Raw genomic sequence first — 24,173 nt, 5'->3', positions numbered from 1 at the left:
GAGGCAACACCATGGATTTCCTCAATATATTCGCCAACGCACTCGGCGAGATTGTCAGCCCGACGACGGCGGCCTATGCACTGGCTTCGCTCGGCCTGGCAGTCCACTTCGGCTTTACCGGGCTGCTGAACTTCGGCCAGGCCGGTTTCATGGCCATTGGCGCTTACGGATTCGCCATCCCGACCCTGTTGTGGGATGTCCCGTTCGCTGTCGGCGTCTTGATCGCCGTCGTCGGATCGGTGATCTTCGCGCTGCTCTTGGGCATCCCGACCCTGCGGTTGCGGGCCGATTATCTGGCCATTGTCACCATTGCTGCCGCGGAAATCATCCGCTATGTGGTGACCACCAACGAGCTGACCGACATCACCGGTTCTGCCAATGGCCTGGCCGCCTTCGAGGGCGGGTTCTACGCCATGAATCCGATCCCGCGGGGCACCTACAACTTCGGGCTGATGAGCATGAACGAGAGGGACCTCTGGATCCGTGTGGTTGCGTGGTCCTTGGTTGCTCTCTGCTGCCTGCTGGTGTTCCTGCTGATGCGCAGCCCCTGGGGTCGCATCCTGAAGGGCATCCGCGAAGACGAAAACGCAGTTCGCTCGTTGGGCAAGAACGTCTATTCGTACAAAATGCAGTCGCTGATTTTCGGCGGCCTGCTGGGTACCTTTGCAGGCATGATCTTTACGCTGCCCCGCGGCGCGGTCCAGCCGGCCAACTATCAGACGGAACTGACGTTCTTCCTCTGGACGTGCTTGCTGCTGGGCGGCATGGCCACCGTTCTCGGCCCCGTCGTCGGCGCCATGATCTTTTGGGTAGTGCTCTCGCTGACCCAGGGTCTGCTGTACGGAGCCATCGAGGCGGGCTACATTACCTTCCTCACCACCACCCAGGCCGGACAGTTGCGCTACATCCTGGTCGGCGTCGCTCTGATGTTATTGATGATCTTCAGGCCCCAAGGCGTGCTGGGCAATAAGAAAGAGCTGGTATTCGCATGAGCGAAGAAGACCGCACCCCGACCGGAGGCGGCACCGCCGCCCCGGACCAGGCACCCGTGCCGAACGAGTACATGACCGACACGCGCCCCATTGCGGCCGACGAACCGGGTCCCGGCTGCCGCAAGCGCGACCCCATCCTCGTGGCCAAGAACGTCACGCGCCAATTCGGCGGAGTCAACGCGGTGGACGTGGAGTATCTGGAGATTCCCAGGCACCAGATCACGGCGCTGATCGGACCGAACGGAGCCGGCAAGACCACGCTGTTCAACCTGCTGACCGGATTCGATATCCCGCAGACCGGTGAGTGGTCGTTTGAAGGCCACTCGCTGGCAGGCGTGCCGTCCTACAAAGTGGCCCGGATGGGCATGGTCCGCACCTTCCAGCTGACCAAGGTCATGGGCAAGCTGACCGTCATCGAAAATATGCGCCTGGGCGCCACAGAGCAGTCCGGCGAGAACCTCTTCAGGGCCCTCTTCAAGAAGATCTGGGGGCCCAGGGAAAAAGAAATCACCGAGCAGGCAGAGGACCTGCTGGTGAAATTCAAGCTGGATGCCAAGCGGGACGACTACGCAGCCTCGCTCTCCGGCGGCCAGCGCAAACTGCTGGAAATGGCCCGCGCCCTGATGGTCCGGCCCAAGCTGGTCATGCTCGACGAGCCGATGGCCGGCGTGAACCCGGCCCTGACCCAGTCCCTCCTGGAGCATGTCAGGAACCTCAAGGCGGAGGGCATGACTGTGCTGTTCGTCGAACACGACATGCACATGGTCCGCCACATTGCGGACTGGGTGGTGGTCATGGCCGAAGGCAGGATTGTGGCCGAGGGCCCGCCCGGCGTCGTCATGAAGGATCCCGCCGTGATTGACGCCTATCTGGGCGCCCACCACGACGTTGACCTTGGCGACGCGGAGGGCGTCGAAGCGCTGACCGAGGAACTCGCCCAAGACGCGGAGTCGGTCGTGGGCACGGATGACGAGGGACTCCTCGGCAGCCACATCAGCGAGCACGATTCCAGCCGGGATGAGACCCACGGAGCCGATCAGGACCCAAACAGGAAGGACCAGTCATGAACGCGCACCGGGCGGAAACAAGCCCGACCAACGTGGCGGCGGGGGAACCTGTGGTCGTTGTGCAGGACCTGGTGGCAGGCTACCTGCCCGGCGTCAACATTCTCAACGGCTGCAGTATCGAAGCCCGCCAGGGTGAATTGATCGGCATTATCGGACCAAACGGCGCCGGAAAGTCAACCCTGCTCAAAGCAATGTTCGGCTTGGTCAAAGTGCACTCCGGCACGGTTGTGGTCCGCGGCCAGGACCTGACGGGGCTGAAAGCCAACAAGCTGGTCAGCCGCGGCATCGGGTTTGTTCCGCAGACCAACAACGTTTTCTCCACGTTGACCATCGAAGAGAACATGGAAATGGGCATGTTCCAGCGGCCCAAGGACTTCAAGGAACGCTTCGACTTTGTGGCCGGAATCTTTCCCGATCTGGCCAAGCGGCGCGCCCAGCGGGCCGGATCGCTCTCCGGCGGCGAACGCCAGATGGTGGCCATGGGCCGGGCCCTGATGATGAACCCGGCGGTACTGCTCCTGGACGAGCCCTCGGCCGGTCTCTCCCCGGTGAAGCAGGACGAGACGTTCCTGCGGGTGCATGAGATCAATCGGGCCGGTGTCTCGGTCATCATGGTGGAACAGAATGCGCGCCGCTGCCTGCAGATCTGCGACCGCGGCTACGTCCTGGACCAGGGCAAGGACGCGTACACCGGCACCGGCCGCGAACTACTCAAGGATCCGAAGGTCATCCAGCTCTATCTGGGCACGTTGGCGGATACTGCCTAGGCATCTCCAGCTCTGCCAGATCGACGGCGGCGCCTGCCCTTCACGGGGCGGGCGCCGCCGTCGTTGGTGCCTGCGCTAGATCCACGGAGGCGGCCCTACGGGCCGACCAGGGTGTCCTAGCCCGACCCACGCTAAGCGGCTCCTCCCGGGCGTCGCCAGAGTGTCGTCGCCAGACTCACGGTAGGCGGCCCTCCGGGCGTCGCCAGGGCGCCGAGTGGCGCGGCCCACTACAGCTTCCGGAGCTCCATGAGGCGGCGTGCGCAGCACCGGAACGGCAGAAGGCCCCAGCCGATGGCTGGGACCCTCTGCGTCAGCACGGTTCTGTGAACCGGCTTACTCCAGCTTGCCGAACTCCTCAAGCTTCGGCTGCGGTACGTTGGTGTCGTCGTACTGGTAGATGCCGATGTAGGCCTCGGTCGGGTCACCGTTCTCGTCGAAGGTGATCGGCCCGGAGATGCCGTCGTAGTCGATGTCCTGGCCGTCACGCAGCAGCGTCACACAACCGGCGAAGTCATAGCACTTCTCACCGCCTTCAGACACAGCCTTCATCTCCTTGGCGATGTCCTCGCCCTTGGTGCTGCCGGCTGCCTCGGAGGCCAGCGCCACGAGGTTCACCGCGTCGTAGGACTCACCCGCGTACGAGTAGGAATTCAGCTTGTCGTCGACTTCCGCCAATTGCGCCTGGAATTCGTCCTTGGCGAAGGTGCCGGGAATGGTGCCCTGTGCCCCTGCCATGGCACCCGGGTCAAGTTCCTTGCTCAGGTCCGAGGTGTTGCCATCCACCAGGAACAGCTGGTCGGCCTTGACGCCCTTGGACAGCAGCAACGGTGCGATCGACTTGATCTGGTCGAACGTGATCAGCGCGATGGCGTCGGGCTTGGCGTTGACCACGGCGTCAACCTGCGAGCTGAACTGCGAATCGCCCTCGTTGAACATCTCGGTTGCCACCACTTGGCCGCCGGAGCCTTCGAAGGCCTCCTTGACGTTGTCCGCCAGACCGGTGCCGTACGCGTCGTTCAGTACGATCATGCCCAGGGTCTGGGCACCGCAGGTCACCATGTAGTTGCCGAGGGTGCGTCCCTGCAGCACATCCGACGGGGCGGTGCGCCAGTACAGGCCCTTGTCGTCCCACGTGGTGAAGTCCGGTGAGGTATTCGCCGGGGAAATCTGCAGGACACCCGCGCCGGTGATCTGGTTGATCACGGTAAAGGAAACACCCGAGGACGCCGCTCCCACGATCGCGTTGACCTTTTCGCTGAGCAAGTCGGTCACGGACTGGGTTGCGATGTCCGTGGTGGTGTCACCGGAGTCGCGTTGAACAGTTTCAACGTCTTTGCCGAGCACGCCGCCGGCTTCGTTGATCTTGTCCACGGCAAGCTTGACGCCTGCAATTTCCGGCGGGCCGAGGAAGGCCAAAGTTCCGGTGGTCGGCAGCAGCGTGCCGATTTTCAGCGGCGTATCGGTGGATCCCTTGGAATCGGGAACGTCCGCCGGGTTTCCTGTTGCACCGCCGGTGGGTCCCCCGTCCTCCCCCGGACCTGGACATGTCAGGCCCGATGCCGCCGCCGGTGCCGAGGACGCTCCCCCTCCAGTCTCCGACGGCGTGGAAGACCCTCCGCCGCAGGCCGAGGCAAACAAAGCGATCCCCAATCCGAGCGCGGCCAGCTTCCCCGCCCGCGCGGAGTTGCCGCCGGTGCCGAAAAGCACTGCGTTACGTGTTGCAGTCATGTATGTTTTCCCCTCGATCTAAAGGTTTATGAACCTTTGATGCGATTACCAGGTATTCCTGATTACAGAGAAAACTAGTCGAATTTGTTGTTGAAAATAAGCGTTTTCGGTTACATCCTTGTAACGCTCATCACACACTTCGGGTACCCCCGGTGGGACTCGAACCCACACTGGACCGATTTTAAGTCGGTTGTCTCTGCCATTGGACTACGGGGGCGTGGCGTTCCTGCACCTATCTAGGGTACTGGATAGCCTGGTGACGCTCTCCCCCGCGGCCTCGGCCCGCCGGCGCGTTTCGGCCAGCAGGGCAGCGCCGATGCCCGAACGCTGACGGTCCGGTTCCACCGCGATCGGCCCCAATCCGAGCGCCGGCGCCCCGTCAATCCAACCGCGGGTACTGATGACCTGGCCGACGACGGTTCCCGCATCCTCGGCGACGAGGGAGAACTCCGGCAGGAACCCGTCGCATGCGTACAACTCGGCCAGCAGCCGGAATTCAACGGGTTCGGAACCGTCATCGGTGGCGAAGGCCCGGGCTACAAGGTTGAGGACGGCGGGACGGTCCGCTGATTGTTCTGTCCGGATGAGCACCAAGACATTCTATGCCGCGGCCATGCGGTAAAAGCAGCAGGCCCAAAACAGCGGGCCCGGCCACCGCCGTGCGGTAGCCGGGCCTGCTGTCTTGCTGTGGCTAGCGGCCGGTGGAAGCGAGTTCCTTGTCCGACTCGGTGCCCTTGGCCTCTGCTGCGGGCTGGGGGGCTGCGGCGGCCTGCGGGCGCGGCTGCGGGGACGCGGCCTCGCGGAACTGGCGGTACGGAGTCTGCAGGTCGGCCAGTCGCGTGGTATCGCGGCCCAGGAAGATGGTCCAGAACCAGTTCGAGATCACGCGGATCTTGCGCTCCACGGTGGGCATGGCCAGTCCGTGGTAGCCGCGGTGGGCCATCCATGCCGGCCAGCCCTTGAGCTTGATGCCCATGATCTTGGCGACACCCTTGTTGAGGCCGAAGCCGGCAACAGCACCCAGGTTCTTGTGCTTGTACTGCTGGACGCTGCCCACACCCCAGCGGGCCGCGTAGATGTTCTTGGCGAGCCGCTTGGCCTGGCGGATGGCGTGCTGGGCGTTCGGCACGCAGAAACCGCCCACTCCGCCTCCGGTCAGGTCCGGCACGGCGGCGACGTCGCCGGCGGTCCAGGCGCCGTCGATCGGGCCGTTCTCGTCGACAATCCGGAGGGTGGCGTCGGCCTTGATCCGGCCGCGTTCATCCTGCGGGAAGCCGAAGCTGCGAGCCACCGGATTCGCCTGCACTCCGGCGGTCCACAGCAGGGTATCGGCCTCGAAAGTTTCGGCCGGAGTCTTGTCCGGCATGTTGATCAGTTCCAGCACGCCGCCCTCTGCCTTGGCCAGGGAGGTGTTGAGCATGACCTCGATGCCGCGGGAGCGCATGTGCTCGACGACCCACTTGGCCTGCTCTTCGGTGACCTCGGGCATGATCCGGCCCATCGCCTCAACCAGCACGAAACGCAGGTCTTCCTGGCGCAGCCGGGCGTTCTTCCTGACGGCAGAGCGGGCCAGATCCTCGATTTCGGTCATGGCCTCGATGCCGGCGAAGCCGCCGCCTACGCCAACAAACGTCAGGGCGCGGGTCCGTTCCGCCCCTGCCGGCAGCTGGGAGGCGGTCTCGATCCGCTCCAGCACCTTGTTGCGCAGTTCCACGGCTTCTTCGATGGTCTTCAGGCCAATGCCGGCTTCGGCCAGCCCCGGGATCGGGAAGGTGCGGGTCACGGCGCCGGCGGCAACGACGACGTCGCGGTAGTCCAGTTCGAAGGCCTCGCCCGCTGCGGGGGTAACCACGGCCTTCTTGGCGGCATGGTCGATGGAGGTGACCCGGCCGGTGATGAGTTCGGTGTCCTGCAGATGCTGGCGGTGGTTGACCACGGCATGCCGTGCTTCAATACTGCCGGAAGCCACTTCGGGCAGGAACGGCTGGTAAGTCATGTAGGGCAGCGGATCCACCAACGTGACGATGCCGCCGTGCTGCTTCACCTTTTTCTGGAGCTTCAGCGCAACGTAGAGACCAACGTAGCCGCCGCCGACCACAAGGACGCGCGGGCGATCGGACAGAGCTTCAGTGTTTGCCATGCCCTCCAGTGTAGCGGCTTTTGTGAAAGTTTTCACGAAGTGGCCGGAGCCACATTATCAGCGCTTGGTCGGCTTCTGCTGGCCGTCACGGATCGGCGGAATAAAGTCGGTATCCGCTTCTTCGACGGCTTGGGCTCCGCGTGCAGCCCGGCGCGCCCGGACTGTCTGCACAGCGCCCAGCACCAGGACACCGGCGATCAGCGCACCGAACGAGAAAACGAGGATGGCCGGCAATACCGAGTTTTCGGTGCGGGGAGGAACTGCCACCGGCGTGGTCGGTTCCGGAATCTCCGGGGCCTGGGCCTTGGACTGCACGGGAGACTGCGATTCCGGCGCCGCTACCTCGCCACGACGGTGCACGGTGATCCATTGGGCAATCGAACCCAGCGGGTTGGCTGATACCTCTGGGACTTCGGCGTTCAATGCCGCTTCAGCGTCCAACAGGCCGTAACCGTAGATCGGGTCATGCCCGGCAACGCCAGAGTCCTTGGCTGTGCTGATAATGCGGTTGATGACCTGGGCGGCACTCATGTCCGGGTATTTGGAGCGGATCAGTGCGGCCACGCCGGAGACCAGCGGGGTGGCACCGGACGTTCCGGACCAGTCTGCATAGAGCCCGCCGGGCAGCCCGCCCACCAGGTCCTCGGCCGGCGCCGCAACGCCAATGACGATGCTCTGGGCCGAGGCCTCCTGGCTGGCTTCGCCGTCGCGGTTAAGTCCTGCCACGGTCAGGACTCCCGGAATGGTGGCGGGAGCACCCGACTGCTCGGTCCCTCCGGCGCGGTTTCCGGCGGCGGCAACCACAACCACGTCATGCTGTTCGGCATAGAGGAATGCGGCGTCCCAACTCTCCGGCCAGGAGGTGCTGGAACTGGTCAGCGACATGTTGATGACCTTGGCGCCGTTGTCTACTGCCCAGCGGACGGCCGCGGGGATCTGCTCGTCAACACCGACGCCGGAAGGGTTCGGCGTCCCGAGCCAGGTTGAGGCGGTCAGGATCTGTGCCTTGGGCGCCACCCCGATCACGCCGTCGGTGCCGGCACCGATTCCCTTGTCCTTGGGATCAGGCTCTTTGTCCTTCTTGTCATCCTTGTTGTCTTTGTCCGGGGCATGTCCGCGTCCGGCCAGCAGGGTCGCCACCAGGGTGCCGTGCTCGGGCGTTTGTCCGATCCCGCGCTGGCCGTCGGGATCGCCCGATCCGGAGACGTCCGTGCCGCCTGCCATGGCCCCTTTAAGATCCGGATGGGTGCCATCGACGCCGCTGTCGATGACGGCGACTTTCACGCCTTCGCCCTGCGAGTCCTCCCATGCGGCCCGTACTCCGTAGGAGTCCAGCCAGTATTGCTTGTCCCGGGTGGAGTCAGCCTGGGCCGGTCCTGCCAGCACCAGCGAGGCGAGCACTGCAATCGCCGACCCCAGCGAAAGGGCCGTCGCGGCGGACCAGCGCCTGCTTGGCCGTTCACTTTCGCGGTGGCGCATAGATGTCCCTTCGGTTGGCACAGCTGTCTAGGTTCCTGGGGCCCGCTGGGTGGGCAGCCGGGTGGCGGCACTCAGGGCGATTCCATCAAGAATATCGTGTTCGCTGGCTGTTGCGCCGTCCACCCGACCAGCGGTCAATGCCGTGAGCCGCCGTGCCACGGTCCGCCAAATCAGTGCTCCGGCGCCAATGACGTCCACCCGCCCGGGGTGCATGTACGGTAGCGCGGCACGCTGCTGCCGCGTCATCTCCAGCAAGGAGGTGCAGGCCGCATCCAGCCGGTCCCCTTCCAGGCGAGCCCCGTGGATCGCTTCGGAACGGTACTGGTCCAACTGCAGGGCGTGCGCAGTGACGGTGGTGACGGATCCGGCGACCCCTACGAGCCGGTCCACCTCCGCCAGCGGCACCTCGTCCAGCACGCGAGCCAGATGCTGTTCGGCGTCGGCCACGGCCTCGGCAATCTCCGCAGCGGTGGGCGGGTCTGAGCGCAGGTGCCGCTCGGTGAAACGGACGCAGCCCATGTCGGTGCTGAGCGCGGCCAGCACCCCGTCGGCGGTGCCCAGCACAAACTCCGTGCTGCCGCCGCCGAGGTCGACCACCAGGACCTTTTCGCCCGGCGCCGGAGCCAGCACGCTGGAGGCGCCGGCGAAGGACAGCTCGGCTTCCTCGCGGCCGCTGATCACCTCAGGTTCCACACCGAGGCGGTCCCGGATGCCGTCGACAAACACCTGCCGGTTTGCAGCATCGCGGGTGGCGGAGGTGGCAACGAAACGCAGGCTTTCGACGCCCTGGCTGCGCAGTTGCTCTGCGTATTCTTCCGCCGCCGCGAACGTTCGGTCCAGCGCTTCGGGAGCCAGCGCCCCGGTGGCGTCGACGCCTTGCCCCAGCCGCACGACCTTCATCTCCCGGACCACGTCGCTGAGCCCGCCGTCCTCTACGTCGGCGATCAACAGGCGGATCGAGTTGGTGCCGCAATCGATGGCTCCGACCCGTGCCACTAGGACACCACTCCACCGGCTGGCGTCTGCGGAGCTCCGGCGTCGTCGCCGTCGGAGGATTCCTTGCTGACGGAACGCCGGGCCTTCTTGGCTGCCAGCTCGTCGGCGGACAGGCCCTGCGTCTTGGTATGCCGGCTCAGATCGCGGGCGGGCGCGGCACCTGCAACGTCCCAGGCGCCGGCGCAATAGCAGCGGTCGGCCGTCCACCATTCCGCGATGCCCTCAAGCGCCTCGTCGCCCAGCGGATTCACGCCCGGCCCCGCGGCCAGCGAATGGCCCACCAGGACGTGCAGGCACTTGACCCGGGTGGGCATGCCGCCGGCCGACACGCCAGCAATCTCCGGCACGTCCCCAATACCGGCCCGGTGGCCCACCTCATCGCGTGCGGCCAGGTATTGCTCGTGGGCGCGACGGTACGCGGCGGCCAGTTCAGCATCGTTCTCCAGCCGCTCGGTCATTTCCGTCATCACCCCGGCCGCTTCCAGGCGGGACACCGCGGCGGTAATGACCGGGTGGGTCAGGTAGTAGGTGGTGGGGAACGGGATGCCGTTGCCCAACCGCGGTGCGGTCGTGGCGACGAGCGGGTTTCCGCAGACGCATCGTGCGCCGATTTCCACCACGTCCCGTACCGGCCTGCCGAGCTGGCGGCTCAGCGTGTCGAGGTCTTCGGGGGTGGGTGTGCGCTGAGCGGTGTTCATGGCTCAGTCCTTCCTGGCGCTGCGGTTGGTCTGGCAGCATGCCGTGTGATCCGGCAGCGGTGGCTGGCGGGATGTTAGTCGGCGGCGGGCGCGTCGGTGGCGGCCCGGGTCATCGAATTCCACAGTGCGTCGACCCACGGCAAATCCTCGGGAGCCGTCGCGGAGGCGTGTTCGTCCGATTCACCCAGTCCTTCCGCGCCGGTGACCATGTACCGCTTCTCCCCCGGCATTACATAGAATATGCGATCCCGTGCCTGCTGTTTGATGTAGGCGGGGTCATCCCAGCGGGCCAGCTCCTTCGTCAACTGCTCGTTGGAGTCCTTCTTGGCTGCGATGTCGGCCTGCAGGGCCGCCAGTTCCGCGCGCTGCTCGATGAAAACCCGCACCGACGGTGCCAGCAGCACCGTGATCGAGACCAGGACCACCGCCAGCGCCAGAAGTCGGCCGGAGAAGGCTTTGGCCGGGACCGGGACGGCATCGGCAGGCGCTTCCCGGGCAGGTTCCCGGGGTTCCCGGCGCACAGCCGGTTCTACCGGCTGCCTGATTCCCCCGGACAGCTGCCGGCGTTCGGCGGCGCGGGCTTCCGAGGGCGCCGGCTTCGGCTTCGGTCTCCGGCGGTGGCCTGCCTCCGGGGTGCTCGGGGAGCCAGCGGGAGCCCGGTCCACCGATGCCCGGTCCACCGGCGCAGCAGACGTCCGGCCGAAGTCGGCCCTGATGACTTTTCCGGTCTCTGGTTCCCTGCGGCCGGTATCCGTTCCGGTCCCCTGTCCGCCGCCCTGCGCAGGCCCGCTGCCGGCCGGACGGCCAGCCCGCGGCATGTTGGGGCGTCGGGTGGACATGGAGGCTCCTCACCGTTGTCGTGCGGGGGCCGGCGTCGGCTGACGGCCGGTCCCCCGCTTAAGACATTACCGAGGGTTGGGCCGAACTATGCCGTGAAACGCGGAAAAGCGCTGCGACCGGCGTAGCGTGCCGCGTCGTCGAGCTCTTCCTCAATCCGCAGCAGCTGGTTGTACTTCGCCACCCGCTCCGAACGGGCGGGTGCACCGGTCTTGATCTGGCCGGCGTTGGTGGCCACGGCAATGTCGGCGATGGTGGTGTCCTCGGTTTCACCGGAGCGGTGCGAGGTGATGGTGGTGTAGCCATTGCGCTGGGCCAGGGCCACGGCTTCCAGGGTTTCGGTCAGCGACCCGATCTGGTTGACCTTGACCAGCAGCGAGTTGGCGGTCTTGGCGTCGATGCCCTGCTGCAGGCGTTCCGGGTTGGTGACGAACAGGTCGTCGCCCACCAGCTGCACCTTGTCGCCGAGCTCGGCCGTCAAGGTTGCCCAGCCGTCCCAGTCGGATTCGTCGAGCGGGTCCTCGATGGACACCAGCGGGAAGTCAGCCACCAGCTGACCGTAGTAGGCGCTCATCTCCGCTGCCGTCAGGGCCTTGCCTTCGAACTGGTAGGCGCCGTCCTGGTAGAACTCGGAGGACGCCACGTCCAGGGCCAGGGCAATGTCCTTGCCCGGCGTGTAGCCGGCGCGGGTGATCGCCTCGGTGATCAGGTCCAGTGCGGCACGGTTGCTGGGCAGGTTCGGAGCGAATCCACCCTCGTCGCCCAGCCCGGTGGAGAGGCCCTTCTCCTTCAGCACGGCCTTCAGGCTGTGGTAGACCTCCACGCCCCAGCGCAGCCCCTCGGAGAACGTTGCGGCGCCCAGCGGCACCACCATGAACTCCTGGATGTCGACGTCGGAGTCGGCGTGCGAACCGCCGTTGAGGATGTTCATCAGCGGCACCGGCAGCACGTGCGCGTTCGGTCCGCCCAGGTACTTGTACAACGGAAGGTTGGCGGACTCGGCGGCAGCCGACGCCACGGCCAGCGAGACACCCAGGATGGAGTTGGCGCCCAGATCGGATTTGTTGGACGTGCCGTCCAGGTCCAGCATGGTCTGGTCGATCAGCCGCTGGTCGGTGGCGTCGAGGCCCACCAGTGCCGGCTGGATGGTGTCCAGCACGGCGGCCACGGCCTGGCTGACGCCCTTGCCCAGGTAGCGGCCCTTCTCGCCATCGCGGCGTTCGACGGCCTCGAAAGCACCGGTGGAGGCGCCGGACGGCACCGCGGCGCGGCCCATCGAGCCGTCGGACAGCAGCACCTCAACTTCAACGGTGGGGTTGCCGCGGGAATCAAGAATTTCACGCGCGTGGATGGCATCGATCAGCGCCATGGAGTAGCTCCTGTTCGTTGGAACGAAAGATGGAATGTCTGCAGGCAAGGCAACAGCCGGCCGCAAGGTCCGGCTTAAGACTAATCGAGATCAGCCCGTGGAGTTTTCTTCCGTTACGCGCTGCTGGAATCGCCGGACGGCGGCCCGGAGGGCCTGCTCCGGGTCCACGCCTGCCTCCGCAGCGCGGCGGACGACGGCGAACAGCGCCTCGCCGACCTCAGCTTCTCCCGGTGATCGGCCAAGGCCCTCAAAGGCCGCCCGGAGATCCTCTGGCAGATGCGGTCCGTTCGCGGCAGGGTCGGCGTTGCCGCGCTCCGGATGCGTCTCCACGCGGCGCTGCGCGCCTTGGTCGACGACCGGGTTGCCGTTCTGCGCGCCTTGGTCGACGACCGAGGGACGGCGCTGCGCGCCTTGGTCGACGAACGGGGGGCGGCGCTGCGCGCCTTGGTCGACGACCGGGTTGCCGTTCTGCGCGCCTTGGTCGACGACCGGGGGACGGCGCTGCGCGCCTTGGTCGACGACCGGGGCCCGACGTGCCCGGTCCAGGGATTTTGCCGCCAGGGTCAGTGCCGGCAGCGACATCGGAACGCCGTCGAACGGCGTGCTGCGCTCCGGTTTCTCTGCGGCCTTCACCGCGTCATAGCTGGCCACGATCTTGGCGATGGTGTCCGGGAACGTCTCCTGCAGGGACCCGTCCGGCCGGAAAACGTGGCGGTTCCGCCGGATGAGTTTGGCAGTCAGTGCGGCAGCCACGGCGTCGAAATTAAAATGCCCGCGTTCTTCCTGCAACCGGGCATGCAGCAGCACCTGGAACAGCACGTCGGCCAGTTCGCCCCTGAGTTCGGCCACGTCGGCCGGGCCGGTGTGGCCCGTTTCGATTGCCTCGGCCAACTCGTGCGCTTCCTCGACCAGGTACTCGATCAGCGATTCATGCGTCAGCGCGGCCGTCCACAAGCAGTGGTCGCGCAGTTGCGCGACCACCTGGAGCAGCCGCGGAACCGCCCAGCCAGGGCCGGGCTCCGCCGTCGTGCTGTCCCGGCGCCGTCCGGGTGATGGTGGAACGGAGTCGGGCATGGTCCCGTCAGTCCAGTTGGCTGCGGAAGCCCTCGGCGATGTACTCGACCAGCGCCTCGCGCTCTTCCAGCGGCAGGAAGGCGGCTTCCGCGGCGTTGAGCGTGATCTCCAGCAGGTCGTCCAGGTCGTAATCGAAGGTTTCCACGAGCAACTCGTACTCGTCCGAGAGCGTAACCCCGCTCATCAGCCGGTTGTCCGTGTTGATCGTGACCTTGAACCCGGTCTGGTACAGCAGGTCGAAGGGATGGGCTTCGATGCCTTCGCCGAAAACGGCGATGGCTCCGGTCTGGAGGTTGGACGATGGGCTGCACTCCAGCGGAATGCCGCGGTCGCGGACCCAGCTGGCGACCCGGCCCAGGGTGACCATGCCGACCTCTTCGCCGTCCTCCTCGTCCGGGCCGAAGTCCACCGTGATGTCCTCGGCGATCCGCACGCCGTGGCCCAGCCGCAGCGCACGGCCGCTGACCAGTGCATCCGCGATGCTGTCCACTCCGGCCGCCTCGCCCGCGTGGACGGTAACCGGGAACTGGTGTTCGGCCAAGTACGTGAAGGCGTCCTTGAAGCGCGAGGCCGGGAAGCCGTCTTCGGCGCCGGCGATGTCGAAGCCGACGGCGCCGCGGTCGCGGTGGCGGATGGCGAGTTCGGCGATCTCCTGTGAACGGTCGGCGTGCCGCATTGCGGTGATCAGCTGTCCCACCTGGATGGGCCGCCCGCTGGCCTCGACCGCGTCCACGCCCGCTTCCAGCCCCGCTTGGACGGCTTCCACCGCTTCGTCCAAGGTCAGGCCCTTGGCCAAGTGCTGCTCCGGCGCCCAGCGGACCTCTCCGTACACGACGCCGTCGTCGGCCAGATCTTCGACAAATTCCTGTGCCACCCGGAACAGGCCTTCTTTGGTCTGCATGACGGCAACCGTGTGATCGAAGGTTTCCAGGTAGCGGACCAGCGAACCGGAGTCTGCCGACTCGCGGAACCACTCGCCCAGCGCCACCGGATCGGTGGAGGGCAGTTCGTGGCCCACGGCCGCTGCCAGTTCGATGATCGTGGCCGGACGCAAACCGCCGTCCAGGTGGTCGTGCAGTGATACCTTCGGCAGGCTGCGGATGTCGATGTCCATGTCGGCTGCGGTGTCTTCGGAGTAATCAGGCTCAGTCACACGCACCACCTTACGCGAGCCCGTGGCCTGCCTGAACCGGCACGGCTGCAGCGCGCCGGTTCAATCGTCCAGAGCGGCCGTGGAACGATTGCGCGAGGGCACGCTGGCATGGACGTACGGCTCAAAGCGCACCGTGCGCGAACCGGATTCCGGCGGTTGGTCGCCGGGATGCCGCCACGCCTGGACTGGGGCCCCGGCGGCCGACGTCGCGCCGTCGTCTTCGGTGGCCCGCTGTCCTGATTCGGCCCGCCCGGCAGGGCTGTGCGCGGCCTGGGCTGACGCACGCAGCCGCGCGGCGTGGCGGCGGCCGACCAGTTTCATTGCATGGTCCAGCACCAGGCCCAGCGACAGTGCCAGCACGATGGCCAGGCCCGCGGCCAGCAGCGTGTGGTCATGGAACCACTGACCCGCCAGCGCGCCGATGCCCACCGAGTACAAAGCCCAGGAGATGCCGGCCGCCACGGAGAAAAGGACAAACTTCCGGTGGTGGTATCCAGTGGCCCCGGCCGTCATGTTGACCGCTACCCGGCCCACGGGGATGTAGCGGGCGCCCAAGATCAGCAGGGCGCCGCGCCGGTCCAGTTCCCGGCGGGCCCAGGCGAAGGCGGCGGCAACGCGTGGGCGCTGCATCCAGCGGAAGCGGTCCGCTCCGATGCTGCGGCCGATTAAATAGGCGATGTTGTCGCCGGCGATGGCGCCCGCAGCCGCCACGGCAACGATCAGCCAGATATTGGGCGCTCCGGCCGAGATGGCGATGGCGGCCAGGGCGACGACGACCGATTCGCTGGGCACCGGTGGAAAGATGCCGTCGATCAGGCAGAGCGCCAAGAGCAGTGGGTAGATCCACCATTGTGCTGCCGCGTCGATGATGAAGACGCTGAGCGCGTCCATAAAAGTCTGCACGAGGTGTTCCTGTCCGCTGGATGTCTAGTCCAACGATGCCATGCCGCATTTGGTGCCGCTATCGGGTAAATCCCTGACCGGGCCCCCAACGATCGATGCCGCAGACCCTGCAGTGCGCCGGAGCCCTCCCCCTGGCTCCGGCCGCACACATCATCGTAGCCGGGTGCGGTAAGGCCGGGAAGAGGTTTATCCAGCGAATCTATAAACGGCCATCCCCAGATGTTTTCTGCTGGGGCCAGCTCGCCAGTCGATGGTCAGACGGCTGGGGCTAGGCGATCCGGTCAATGATCAACCGGCGGGCAGGCCGGCTTCCCTCGGGAGCAATAACGACGGCGTCGCGCAGCGCGTCCTTGGCCCGGTCGAACTTCTCCGGGGTATCGGTCAGCAACGTCATGAGCGGTTCGCCAGCGCGGACCGTTGCACCGGGCTTGGCATGCAGCCGCACGCCGGCACCGGCCTGCACTGCATCCTCCTTGCGGGCGCGTCCTGCACCCAGCCGCCAGGCCGCCACACCCACCGAGAGGGCGTCCAGTTGGACCAGCACACCGTCTGCCGGCGCGTAGACGACCTCGGATTCCTTGGCCACGGGCAAGGGCGCGTCGGGGTCGCCGCCCTGGGCGCGGATCATGGACTTCCAGACGTCCATGGCCCGGCCGTCGCGCAGCGCTGCCGCCGGGTCGGCGTCCGCCACGCCGGCCGCCTGCAGCATCTCCTCGGCCAGCCTGACGGTCAGCTCCACCACGTCCTCGGGGCCGCCGCCGGCCAGCACCTCCACCGATTCTTCGACTTCGATGGCGTTGCCCGCGGTGAGCCCCAGCGGGGTGCTCATGTCCGTCAGCAGGGCCACGGTGTTCACGCCGGCGTCCTTGCCCAGGGCCACCATGGTTTCGGCCAGTTCGCGGGCGTTGCGCTCGTCCTTCATGAAGGCACCGCTGCCGACCTTCACGTCCAGTACCAGCGAGCCGGTGCCTTCGGCGATCTTCTTGCTCATGATCGAAGAGGCAATCAGCGGGATCGCTTCCACCGTTCCGGTCACGTCCCGCAGCGCGTAGAGCTTCTTGTCCGCCGGGGCCAAGCCGGAGCCGGCCGCGCAGATCACCGCGCCGACGTCGGCCAACTGTTTCATCATCTCGTCGTTGGTCAGCAGTGCCCGCCAGCCCGGGATCGATTCAAGCTTGTCCAGGGTGCCGCCGGTGTGGCCCAGTCCGCGACCCGACAGCTGCGGCACGGCCACACCGAAAACGGCCACCAGAGGGGCCAGCGGGAGAGTGATCTTGTCCCCCACGCCACCAGTCGAGTGCTTATCCGCCGTCGCCTTGCCGAGCGATGCAAAGTCCATCCGCTCGCCGGAGGCGATCATCGCCGTCGTCCAATGCGAGATCTCCTGCCGGTCCATGCCGTTGAGCAGGATGGCCATGTTCAGTGCGGACATTTGCTCGTCTGCTATGACCCCGCGGGTGTAGGCATCGATGGTCCAGGCGATCTGCTCCGGGCTCAGCGTTCCCTTGTCGCGCTTGGTCCGGATGATGTCCACCGCGTCGAAAGTTTCGTTCATGCCCTCTTCCTCACTTGATCTGTGCCGGCTTATCAAGCCAAGTGCTGCGGACCGAAGGCATCCGGCAGCACCTCGTCCATGGTCTTGACTCCGGCGGGCGTCATCAGCAGCATGCCGGGCGCCCGGAATTCGTACAGCAACTGCCGGCAGCGGCCGCACGGCATCAGCGCACTGCCGTCCCGGTCCACGCAGCTGAAGGCCGCCAGTTTTCCGCCGCCGGTCATGTTCAGCTGGCTGACCAGTGAACACTCGGCGCACAAGGTCAGCCCGTAGGACGCGTTTTCCACGTTGCAGCCGGAAACCACCCGCCCGTCGTCGGTCAGTGCCGCCGCGCCGACCGGGAACCCCGAGTACGGCACATAGGCCCGCTGCATGGCGTCAGCTGCGGCTCGTTGGAGTGCATCCCAGTCAACCGGTCGGCCCGTCGTCGGTTCCATCCCTTACCCCTTGATGTACGGCACGCCGCTGGCGGCCGGCGGTCGGGCACGGCCCACCAGCCCGGCGACGGCGAAGATCGTCACCACGTAGGGCAGCATGGCCAGGAACTGGTTCGGCACCGTGGAGCCGAGAGCACTGAGCACGTACTGCAGGTTGGTGGCAAAACCGAACAGCAGGGCGGCGAAGAAGGCCCCGAGCGGATTCCAGCGCCCGAAGATCAGCGCCGCCAGTGCGATGTAGCCCTGCCCGGCCGTCATGTCCCGGCCGAAACTGGAGACGAGGACGAGGGTAAAGAAAGCGCCGCCGAAACCGGCGACGACGCCGGCCAGCAAAACGTTCATGAACCGCATCCGGTTGACCTTCACGCCCAGTGTGTCGGCGGCCTTGGGGTGCTCGCCGACCGCACGGGTCCGCAGGCCCCATTTGGTGTGGAACAGGCCAACGTAGATGACGGCCAACGCGATGTACATCAGGTAGCCGACCACCGACTGCTCAAACAGAATGGGGCCGAGGACCGGGATGTCGGACAGCACCGGGATGCTGATGATCGGCAGGCGCGGCGGCGAGTTCCACTTGGCCGGATCCGAGGAGAGGACGGTGGAGAACAGAAAGCCGGTCAGGCCGGAGACCAGCACGTTGAGCACCACGCCGACGATCACCTGGTTGACGATGTACTTGATGCTGAACACCGCCAGCACGGCCGACACCAAGACGCCGCCGATGGCCGCGGCGGCCAGGCCAACGAAGGCGTTGCCGGAGAGCGATCCGGCAACCGCAGCCGAGAACGCACCGAAGAGCAGCTGCCCTTCGATGGCGATGTTGACCACGCCGGACCGTTCGCACAGCACGCCGGAGAGGGACCCGAAGATCAGCGGAACGGCCAACGTGAAGGAACCGGCCAGCAGCCCGTAGAGGGCCACGTTCGGTGTGCGGGCGCTGCCCACCACCCAGGTTAGGAAAGCGACAATGAAGAGGATGGCAAAAACGGCCACCAGCCAGCCGGGCACCTTGCGGCCGGACCGGACCAGCTGGAACGACCAGACGGCGGCGGCGAGCATCAGGATAGCGGTGACCCAGCCGGTGACAACTGCCGACAGCACGATATCGGGCAGCACCAGGGCGTCGTTGGTAGCCGACAGCCGGAAGGTGACGGAGTTGTCCGGGGCGCCGATGGCGAAGACCAGGAGGGCCAGGACGGAGAGCACGGCCAGGATGACCGGGGTCTTCCAGTTGCGCACGACGTCCGTGGGGGCCGAGCCTTGTTGCGGTTCGGTGGCAGTAGCCGTGCTCATGCTGCACCTCCGGTGCTTGCGGTCTTGCGGGGTTTCGCCGTCAGCCGGCCCGGCTCAGGCAACCGGAAAATTGCCCGGACCAGTGGCGGAGCGGCGATGAACAGGACAATCAGGGACTGGACCACCAGCACAATGTCGATCGCGGTGCCGGTGTTGGTCTGCATGGTGACGCCGCCGGCGCGGAAGGCGCCGAACAGCACACCTGCCGCGAACGTACCCCACGGCGTCGAGCGCCCCAGCAGCGCGACGGTGATGGCATCGAAGCCGAAGCTGGCCGCCACACCGGCGGTCAACACCTGTTCGGTGCCGGCCACCTGGGCGGTGCCGGCCAGTCCGGCCAGTGCACCGGCGATCACCATAACCACGACGTAGCCCTTGGTGACGCTGATGCCCGCGGTCCGGGCGGCATGCGGGTTGGAACCCACGGCGCGCAATTCGAAGCCGATCGTCGAGCGGTTCAGCAGCCACCAGGCAAAGGCAGTGGCCAGGATGGCGACGATGAAGCCCCAATGCAGGCGGAAGGCGTCGCCAAAGAGCGGCGGGTACATGGCCGTCTCGTCCAGCTGGGGACTGATCGGGTTGGTGGATCCCGGGCGCTGGAAGGCCGGAATGGTCAGCAGGTACAGCACCAAGTTGATGGCCACATAGTTGAGCATGATCGAGACGATCACCTCATGGGCGCCGGTTTTGGCCTTCAACAAGCCAACCAGGCCGCCCCAGAGTGCGCCGCCCACGATGCCGGCCAGGATGACCAGCAGCAGATGCAGGCCCACCGGCAGGTGCCAGCTGAAACCGACCCAGGCGGCCAGGGTGGCGCCGATGATGATCTGGCCCTGGGCACCGATGTTGAACAGCCCGGCACGGAAAGCCAGCGCAACGCCCAGACCGGCGCAGATCAGCGGCGCCGCCACCGTCAGCGTCTGGGTCAGCGGGTAGATCATCCGGGTAAAGGTAGACCCGTCGGCGTTGAAGACAGCCCCTTGGAAGAGGGCGATGTAGGCCTCGGATGAAGCTGTCCAGGCCGCGATCAGCATGTCCTGCGGCCTGGCGAAGAAGTAGCTGGAAGTCCGCGCCACTTCTTCGTTGGTGAGTGCGATCAGGATGCCGCCGGCGACCAGCGCCAGCACCACGGCGAGGACCGACACCAGGGCATTACCGGTGACGATCCGCTGTATTACGGTCTGCTGCTCGCGCAGTTCCGGCTGCAGCCGCTCCCCCGAGGCCGGGACCGCCGGCGGCGCCTGGGTGCCGTCGCCGAGTTCGGCGGCCGCTAGCAGCCGCTGCTCGTCGCCGGCCGCTGGCTTGCCACCGTGTTCCGGCCGGTTCCCGGTCTGCTGACCGGTCTCATCCGCACTCATGCCTCGCCTCCTTCGACGTCTGTCTGTTCTGCTTCGACCTGTGCCTGCTGTGCCTGCGCTTCCTCTGCATTCATGCCGGCCATCATCAGGCCCAGCTCGCCGCGCGAAGTGCCCGCCGGCACGATCCCCATCAGCCGTCCTTGGTACAGCACGGCGATCCTGTCGGCCAGCTCCAGCACTTCGTCCAGCTCGGTGGAGACGATCAGCACCGGGGTGCCGACGTCGCGCTCGGCGACGATCCGCTTGTGCAGAAATTCAATGGAGCCCACATCGACGCCACGGGTGGGTTGCGAGGCGATGAAGAGTTTCAAGGGCCTCGACAGCTCCCGGGCCATCACCACTTTCTGCTGGTTTCCGCCCGACAAGGTGCCCGCCGCGGCTTCCGCCGACTGCGTGCGGACGTCGAACTCGGCGATGTATTGCTCGGCGTTCTTGGCGATCACGGCCGGTTTCATGGCCAGGCCGCGGGCGAAGGGCGGCTGGTCATAACGGTTGAGAATGAGGTTTTCCGCAACGGAGAAGGTACCGACCAGGCCTTCGACGCTGCGGTCCTCCGGCACAAAGCCGACCCCGGCTTCGATGATGTCCTTGACCTTTTTCCCCACGAGTTCGTGGCCTTCGAGCCGGATGGAGCCGGACACGTGGTCCTGCAGGCCCAGAATGGCCTCGGTCAGTTCGGTCTGTCCGTTGCCCTGCACGCCGGCCACTGCCATGATCTCGCCGCGGGCAATGCCAAAGCTTAGGCCGTCCACCACGCGCTGGCCGGTTGGCGAAAGCACCGTAAGGTCCGAGACCGTGAAGGTTTCCTCTCCCGGCTGCGCTGCTTCCTTGTTCAGGGTCAGGCTGACCGCCCGGCCCACCATCATTTCCGCCAGTTCCGTGGTGGATGCCGACGGCGGGGCGTCGCCGACCACCTTGCCGCGGCGGATCACGGTAATGATGTCCGAAACCGCTTTGACCTCGCGCAGCTTGTGCGAAATGAAGACGATCGCTTTGCCGTCGGCCTTGAGCTGGCCCATGATGCCCAGCAGTTCATCGGTTTCCTTGGGCGTGAGGACGGCGGTCGGCTCGTCCAGAATCAAGACTTCGGCGTCGCGGACCAAAGCCTTGATGATTTCCACGCGCTGCTGCACGCCGACGGGCAGGTCCTCGATCACGGCGTCCGGGTCCACCTGGAAGCCGTACTGGTCCGAGATCTCCCTGATCCGGGCCCGGGTGTCGTCGAGGTTCAGCATGCCGGCGGCCTTCGTAGCCTCGTTGCCCAGCGCCACGTTTTCCGCGACGGTAAAGACCGGGACCAGCATGAAGTGCTGGTGCACCATGCCGATGCCGGCGGCCATGGCGTCGCCGGGGCCGTCGAAGGTCACCGGCTTGTCGTCTACCAGAATCTGGCCTTCGGTCGGCTCGTAGAGCCCGTAAAGGACGTTCATCAGTGTCGACTTCCCGGCCCCGTTTTCGCCGAGCAGGCTGTGCACCTGGCCCGGCTGGACCACAAGGTCAATGTGGTCGTTGGCGACCAGGGAACCGAACCGCTTGGTGATTCCTTTGAGCTCGAGCTTCAAACCCCAACCCACCTGTTCTTTGTCCGTAGGTACGACGGTCCTCGTCCGGCATCGTCGGGCGGTGCCGGTCTTTCAAGCTGTGCCTAGCCTAAACCGATTCGGCTGCTGACAGCACGAACCGCCGCCCTCGGCACCGATGTCCGGCACGGAGAGCGGCGGTCCGCTTCATGCTTACTGCTGCGGGCTGGCCTTGGATTCGACCTTGATCTCGCCGGAGATGATCGATTCCTTGATGGTGTCCAGTTCCGACTTGGTGTCGTCGGAAACCGCAGCGTCGAGATCGTGGAACGGAGCCAGTGCCACGCCGCCGTTTTCCAGCGTTCCGACGTACGGGGTGCTGTCGAAGTTGCCCTCGGTGTCGGTCTTGATGACTTCCTCGACGGCGGTTCCCATCAGCTTCATCACGGAGGTGAGGATGAATTCCTCTGCCTTGCCTGCGGTCTCGTAGCCGTCCGAGTCAACCCAGACAACCTTGGCATCCTTGCCGTCTGCGTTGGCCTCGATCACCGCATCCAGGGTGCCCAGGCCGACCGGCCCGGCCACCGGCATGATGATGTCGGCGCCTTCATTGATGAAGTTCAGGGTGTTGGTCTTGCCCTTGCCCTGGTCCTCGAAGTTGCCCACGAAGGTGCCGTTCTGGGACTTCTTGTCCCAGCCCAGCAGTTCAACGTTGGCGTCCTTCTGCTGGTTGTAGTAGTCCACGCCATCGGCGAACCCGTCCATGAAGATGGTGACGGTCGGGATGTTCATTCCGCCGTAGGTGGCCACCTTGCCGGTCTCGCTGGTTGCCGCCGCGGCGTAGCCGGCCAGGAACGCAGCCTGGGCGGTGTCGTAGACGATCGGCTTGACGTTGTCGGTGAACTCCGGGTCGTTGTAGTCGACGATCGCGAAGTTGGTCTCGGGGTTGTCTGCCGCAGCTTCCTTGGTGACGTCGCCCAGCAGGAAGCCCACGGTGAGGATCATGTTGCAGTCGGCCTGCACCATGGCGTCCACGTTCGGGCCGAAGTCGGTTTCGGCCTGGGATTCCGCTTCACGGATCTTGATGCCCAGGTCCTGTTCGGCCATCTTCAGGCCTTCGTAGCTGGACTGGTTGAACGAACGGTCGTCGAATCCGCCGGAGTCGGAAACAATGCAGCCCAGGTAATCGGTGGCTTCCGCTGCCGGGCTGCCGCTGCCGCCTTCCTGGGCCGGCGGAGCACCGCAGCCGGTCAGGACCAGGGCGGACGCGCCGAGCACTGCGGCGGAGAGGCCGGTGCCACGCTTGATCTTGCGCAGTGAAGTCTTCAATTATCCTCCATAAAAGAATGTCTGCCCACGCCACAGTTCAATGGTCGCTTCACAAAGTGCGGCGCATGCCTTGTACTCCGCGTGGCACAACACCTGGCCTGCAGGTGCACAGTTGATGAGCCTACAGTAGTGGCCCGACGGGCAACGGGCGACGCCATCGGACGTGCGCGCCTGGATTGTTGAAAAGTTGTTACTTTTGGGTAGCTCCGGCAGCGATGTCCCGGTGGCGCCGTGCGGCCAGGGTCGCTGCCTTCGCCATCACCCGGACGCCCACGCCGATGGCATGCTCGTCCGGGGTGTAATCGCCCCGGTGCAAATCAAAAGTTTCGCCTCCGGGGGTCCTGGTCCCCAGCCGCATCATGGCGCCGGGCACTTCCTGTGTCATCCAGGCAAAGTCCTCCCCGCCCATGGACTGCGGCGTCAGCGTCACCGCGTCTTCGCCCAATTCGCTCCGGGCCGCGGCCTCGATCAGCGCCGTCTCCCGCTCGGTATTGATGACCGGGGGAACCCCGCGGATGTGTTCCAGTTTCACGTCCACGCCGAACGGGGCCGCCACTTGCGTCACTACCTCGTCCACCAGTTCCCCAGCGGCCTGCCAGGCTTCGCCGTCGAGGCAGCGCATGGTTCCAGCCATGTAACCGACGGCGGGAATGGCGTTCGGGGCGGCGCCGGCCTGGATCTGTCCCCAGACCAGCGAAACAGCACTGCGGACGTCGATCCGCCGGTTGATGACGGCCGGCACACTGACAGCGATCTCGGCCAGCGCGAACACCAAGTCCTCGGTCAAGTGGGGACGCGAGGTGTGTCCGCCGCGGCCGTTGAGCTGGATGCGGATGGTGTCGGAGGCCGATGTGATGGCGCCGATCCGGGTACCGACCTGTCCGACGTCGATCCGCGGGTCGCAGTGCAGCGCCAGAATGCGCGGCAGGCCTTCCAGGACGCCCTGCTCGATGACGGCCAAAGCCCCGCCAGGCATGGTTTCCTCGGCCGGCTGGAAAATCACCCGGACGCGGGCCGGCAGTTCGCCTTCCAGATCGAGCTTGTGCAGCACAAGCGCTACACCGAGCATCACCGTGGTGTGGATATCGTGCCCGCAGGCATGGCTGATGCCGGTGTTGACCGAAGCGTAGGCCAGGCCGGTTTCCTCCAGGATCGGCAGCGCGTCAATGTCAGCGCGCAGTCCGATGGCCAGCGGGCCTTCGCCGACGTCCACAAAAAGCCCGGTCCCGTCCAGCCGCTGCGGTTCCAGTCCTGCGGCCGCCAACCGGGCCGCGAGCTTCTCGGTGGTGAGGAATTCCTTGTGCGACAGTTCGGGATGCTGGTGCAGGTCCCGCCGGAAGTGCCTCAGCTCATCCAGCAGCGGCGATGCCCAGACGCCGATATTGAGATTGGCCGTCGGAGTTTCTGAAATCTTCTGCACACAAGCACTCTAGCGACTTGCGCGCGTGCCGACTCAGGCGGGGTGCCGGACACTGGTC

The 24,173-nt window shown here is 65.9% G+C and carries 21 protein-coding genes and 1 tRNA gene; 3 read left to right on the top strand and 19 right to left on the bottom strand.

Annotation, left to right across the window (positions count from 1 at the left end):
- Positions 1-11: 11 nt before the first annotated feature.
- From ACMX2H_RS11890 to ACMX2H_RS11880, 3 genes are read left to right on the top strand one after another with little or no spacing between them, the layout of a single operon-like run.
- The gene (locus tag ACMX2H_RS11890; protein WP_414960696.1) at positions 12-992 is read left to right on the top strand and encodes a branched-chain amino acid ABC transporter permease; all 981 of its coding nucleotides are present in this window, start codon (positions 12-14) and stop codon (positions 990-992) included.
- Positions 989-2,059 (top strand): ABC transporter ATP-binding protein, encoded by a 1,071-nt coding sequence (locus ACMX2H_RS11885; RefSeq protein ID WP_414960695.1) that lies wholly within the window; start codon positions 989-991, stop codon positions 2,057-2,059. The genes ACMX2H_RS11890 and ACMX2H_RS11885 overlap by 4 nt, the downstream gene beginning before the upstream one ends.
- The gene (locus ACMX2H_RS11880; RefSeq protein ID WP_414960694.1) at positions 2,056-2,826 is read left to right on the top strand and encodes an ABC transporter ATP-binding protein; all 771 of its coding nucleotides are present in this window, start codon (positions 2,056-2,058) and stop codon (positions 2,824-2,826) included. Before ACMX2H_RS11885 ends, ACMX2H_RS11880 begins: the two co-directional genes overlap by 4 nt.
- Positions 2,827-3,159: 333 nt before the next feature.
- Here ACMX2H_RS11880 and ACMX2H_RS11875 read toward each other — a convergent pair whose 3' ends face one another.
- From ACMX2H_RS11875 to ACMX2H_RS11785, 19 genes are all read right to left on the bottom strand, one after another.
- Positions 3,160-4,554, bottom strand: coding sequence for an ABC transporter substrate-binding protein (locus ACMX2H_RS11875; RefSeq protein WP_414960693.1), 1,395 nt, complete (start codon positions 4,552-4,554; stop codon positions 3,160-3,162).
- Between the two features lie 144 nt (positions 4,555-4,698).
- Positions 4,699-4,771 (bottom strand) — tRNA-Leu (locus ACMX2H_RS11870).
- The gene (locus tag ACMX2H_RS11865; RefSeq protein WP_414960692.1) at positions 4,762-5,145 is read right to left on the bottom strand and encodes a GNAT family N-acetyltransferase; all 384 of its coding nucleotides are present in this window, start codon (positions 5,143-5,145) and stop codon (positions 4,762-4,764) included. The genes ACMX2H_RS11870 and ACMX2H_RS11865 overlap by 10 nt, the downstream gene beginning before the upstream one ends.
- Before the next feature lie 100 nt (positions 5,146-5,245).
- Positions 5,246-6,694 (bottom strand): NAD(P)/FAD-dependent oxidoreductase, encoded by a 1,449-nt coding sequence (locus ACMX2H_RS11860; protein WP_414960691.1) that lies wholly within the window; start codon positions 6,692-6,694, stop codon positions 5,246-5,248.
- 57 nt (positions 6,695-6,751) lie between these two features.
- Positions 6,752-8,173, bottom strand: coding sequence for a S8 family serine peptidase (locus ACMX2H_RS11855; protein ID WP_414960690.1), 1,422 nt, complete (start codon positions 8,171-8,173; stop codon positions 6,752-6,754).
- A gap of 27 nt (positions 8,174-8,200) precedes the next feature.
- On the bottom strand, positions 8,201-9,169 hold the full coding sequence (locus tag ACMX2H_RS11850; RefSeq protein ID WP_414960689.1) for a Ppx/GppA phosphatase family protein: 969 nt from the start codon (positions 9,167-9,169) through the stop codon (positions 8,201-8,203).
- Positions 9,169-9,867 carry a DUF501 domain-containing protein gene (locus tag ACMX2H_RS11845; RefSeq protein WP_414960688.1) on the bottom strand — a complete coding sequence of 233 codons (699 nt, stop codon included), beginning with the start codon at positions 9,865-9,867 and terminating at the stop codon, positions 9,169-9,171. Before ACMX2H_RS11845 ends, ACMX2H_RS11850 begins: the two co-directional genes overlap by 1 nt.
- Positions 9,868-9,941: 74 nt before the next feature.
- The gene (locus ACMX2H_RS11840; RefSeq protein WP_414960687.1) at positions 9,942-10,706 is read right to left on the bottom strand and encodes an FtsB family cell division protein; all 765 of its coding nucleotides are present in this window, start codon (positions 10,704-10,706) and stop codon (positions 9,942-9,944) included.
- 86 nt (positions 10,707-10,792) lie between these two features.
- Positions 10,793-12,073: a phosphopyruvate hydratase gene (eno, locus tag ACMX2H_RS11835; protein ID WP_414960686.1), complete on the bottom strand. Its 1,281-nt coding sequence runs from the start codon at positions 12,071-12,073 to the stop codon at positions 10,793-10,795.
- 90 nt (positions 12,074-12,163) lie between these two features.
- Entirely contained in the window at positions 12,164-13,147 is a 984-nt protein-coding gene (locus tag ACMX2H_RS11830; protein WP_414960685.1) for a MazG nucleotide pyrophosphohydrolase domain-containing protein, read from the bottom strand.
- A 7-nt stretch (positions 13,148-13,154) separates the two neighbouring features.
- Positions 13,155-14,261, bottom strand: coding sequence for an adenosine deaminase (locus ACMX2H_RS11825; RefSeq protein WP_414960712.1), 1,107 nt, complete (start codon positions 14,259-14,261; stop codon positions 13,155-13,157).
- 99 nt (positions 14,262-14,360) lie between these two features.
- Positions 14,361-15,203, bottom strand: a complete 843-nt coding sequence (locus tag ACMX2H_RS11820) for a DedA family protein (RefSeq protein WP_414960684.1) — start codon at positions 15,201-15,203, stop codon at positions 14,361-14,363.
- Positions 15,204-15,471: 268 nt separating this feature from the next.
- On the bottom strand, positions 15,472-16,758 hold the full coding sequence (locus ACMX2H_RS11815) for a thymidine phosphorylase (RefSeq protein ID WP_414960683.1): 1,287 nt from the start codon (positions 16,756-16,758) through the stop codon (positions 15,472-15,474).
- A 32-nt stretch (positions 16,759-16,790) separates the two neighbouring features.
- Complete coding sequence (locus tag ACMX2H_RS11810; RefSeq protein ID WP_136784369.1) at positions 16,791-17,195, bottom strand: cytidine deaminase; 405 nt, start codon at positions 17,193-17,195, stop codon at positions 16,791-16,793.
- A gap of 3 nt (positions 17,196-17,198) precedes the next feature.
- On the bottom strand, positions 17,199-18,488 hold the full coding sequence (locus ACMX2H_RS11805; RefSeq protein ID WP_414960682.1) for an ABC transporter permease: 1,290 nt from the start codon (positions 18,486-18,488) through the stop codon (positions 17,199-17,201).
- Positions 18,485-19,846 carry an ABC transporter permease gene (locus ACMX2H_RS11800; RefSeq protein WP_414960681.1) on the bottom strand — a complete coding sequence of 454 codons (1,362 nt, stop codon included), beginning with the start codon at positions 19,844-19,846 and terminating at the stop codon, positions 18,485-18,487. The genes ACMX2H_RS11805 and ACMX2H_RS11800 overlap by 4 nt, the downstream gene beginning before the upstream one ends.
- A complete protein-coding gene (locus tag ACMX2H_RS11795) occupies positions 19,843-21,408 on the bottom strand; it encodes an ABC transporter ATP-binding protein (RefSeq protein ID WP_414960711.1) in 1,566 nt (521 codons plus the stop codon). The genes ACMX2H_RS11800 and ACMX2H_RS11795 overlap by 4 nt, the downstream gene beginning before the upstream one ends.
- 171 nt (positions 21,409-21,579) lie before the next feature.
- Positions 21,580-22,695 (bottom strand): BMP family lipoprotein, encoded by a 1,116-nt coding sequence (locus ACMX2H_RS11790; RefSeq protein WP_414960680.1) that lies wholly within the window; start codon positions 22,693-22,695, stop codon positions 21,580-21,582.
- Between the two features lie 190 nt (positions 22,696-22,885).
- Positions 22,886-24,115, bottom strand: a complete 1,230-nt coding sequence (locus ACMX2H_RS11785) for an amidohydrolase (protein WP_414960679.1) — start codon at positions 24,113-24,115, stop codon at positions 22,886-22,888.
- Positions 24,116-24,173: the final 58 nt, after the last annotated feature.

Origin of the sequence: Arthrobacter sulfonylureivorans (assembly GCF_047607445.1) — a bacterium.
Lineage (GTDB): Bacteria > Actinomycetota > Actinomycetes > Actinomycetales > Micrococcaceae > Crystallibacter > Crystallibacter sulfonylureivorans_A.
Note: the sequence above shows the minus strand (reverse complement) of the source record. Positions and strands in the feature narration are given on the sequence as shown.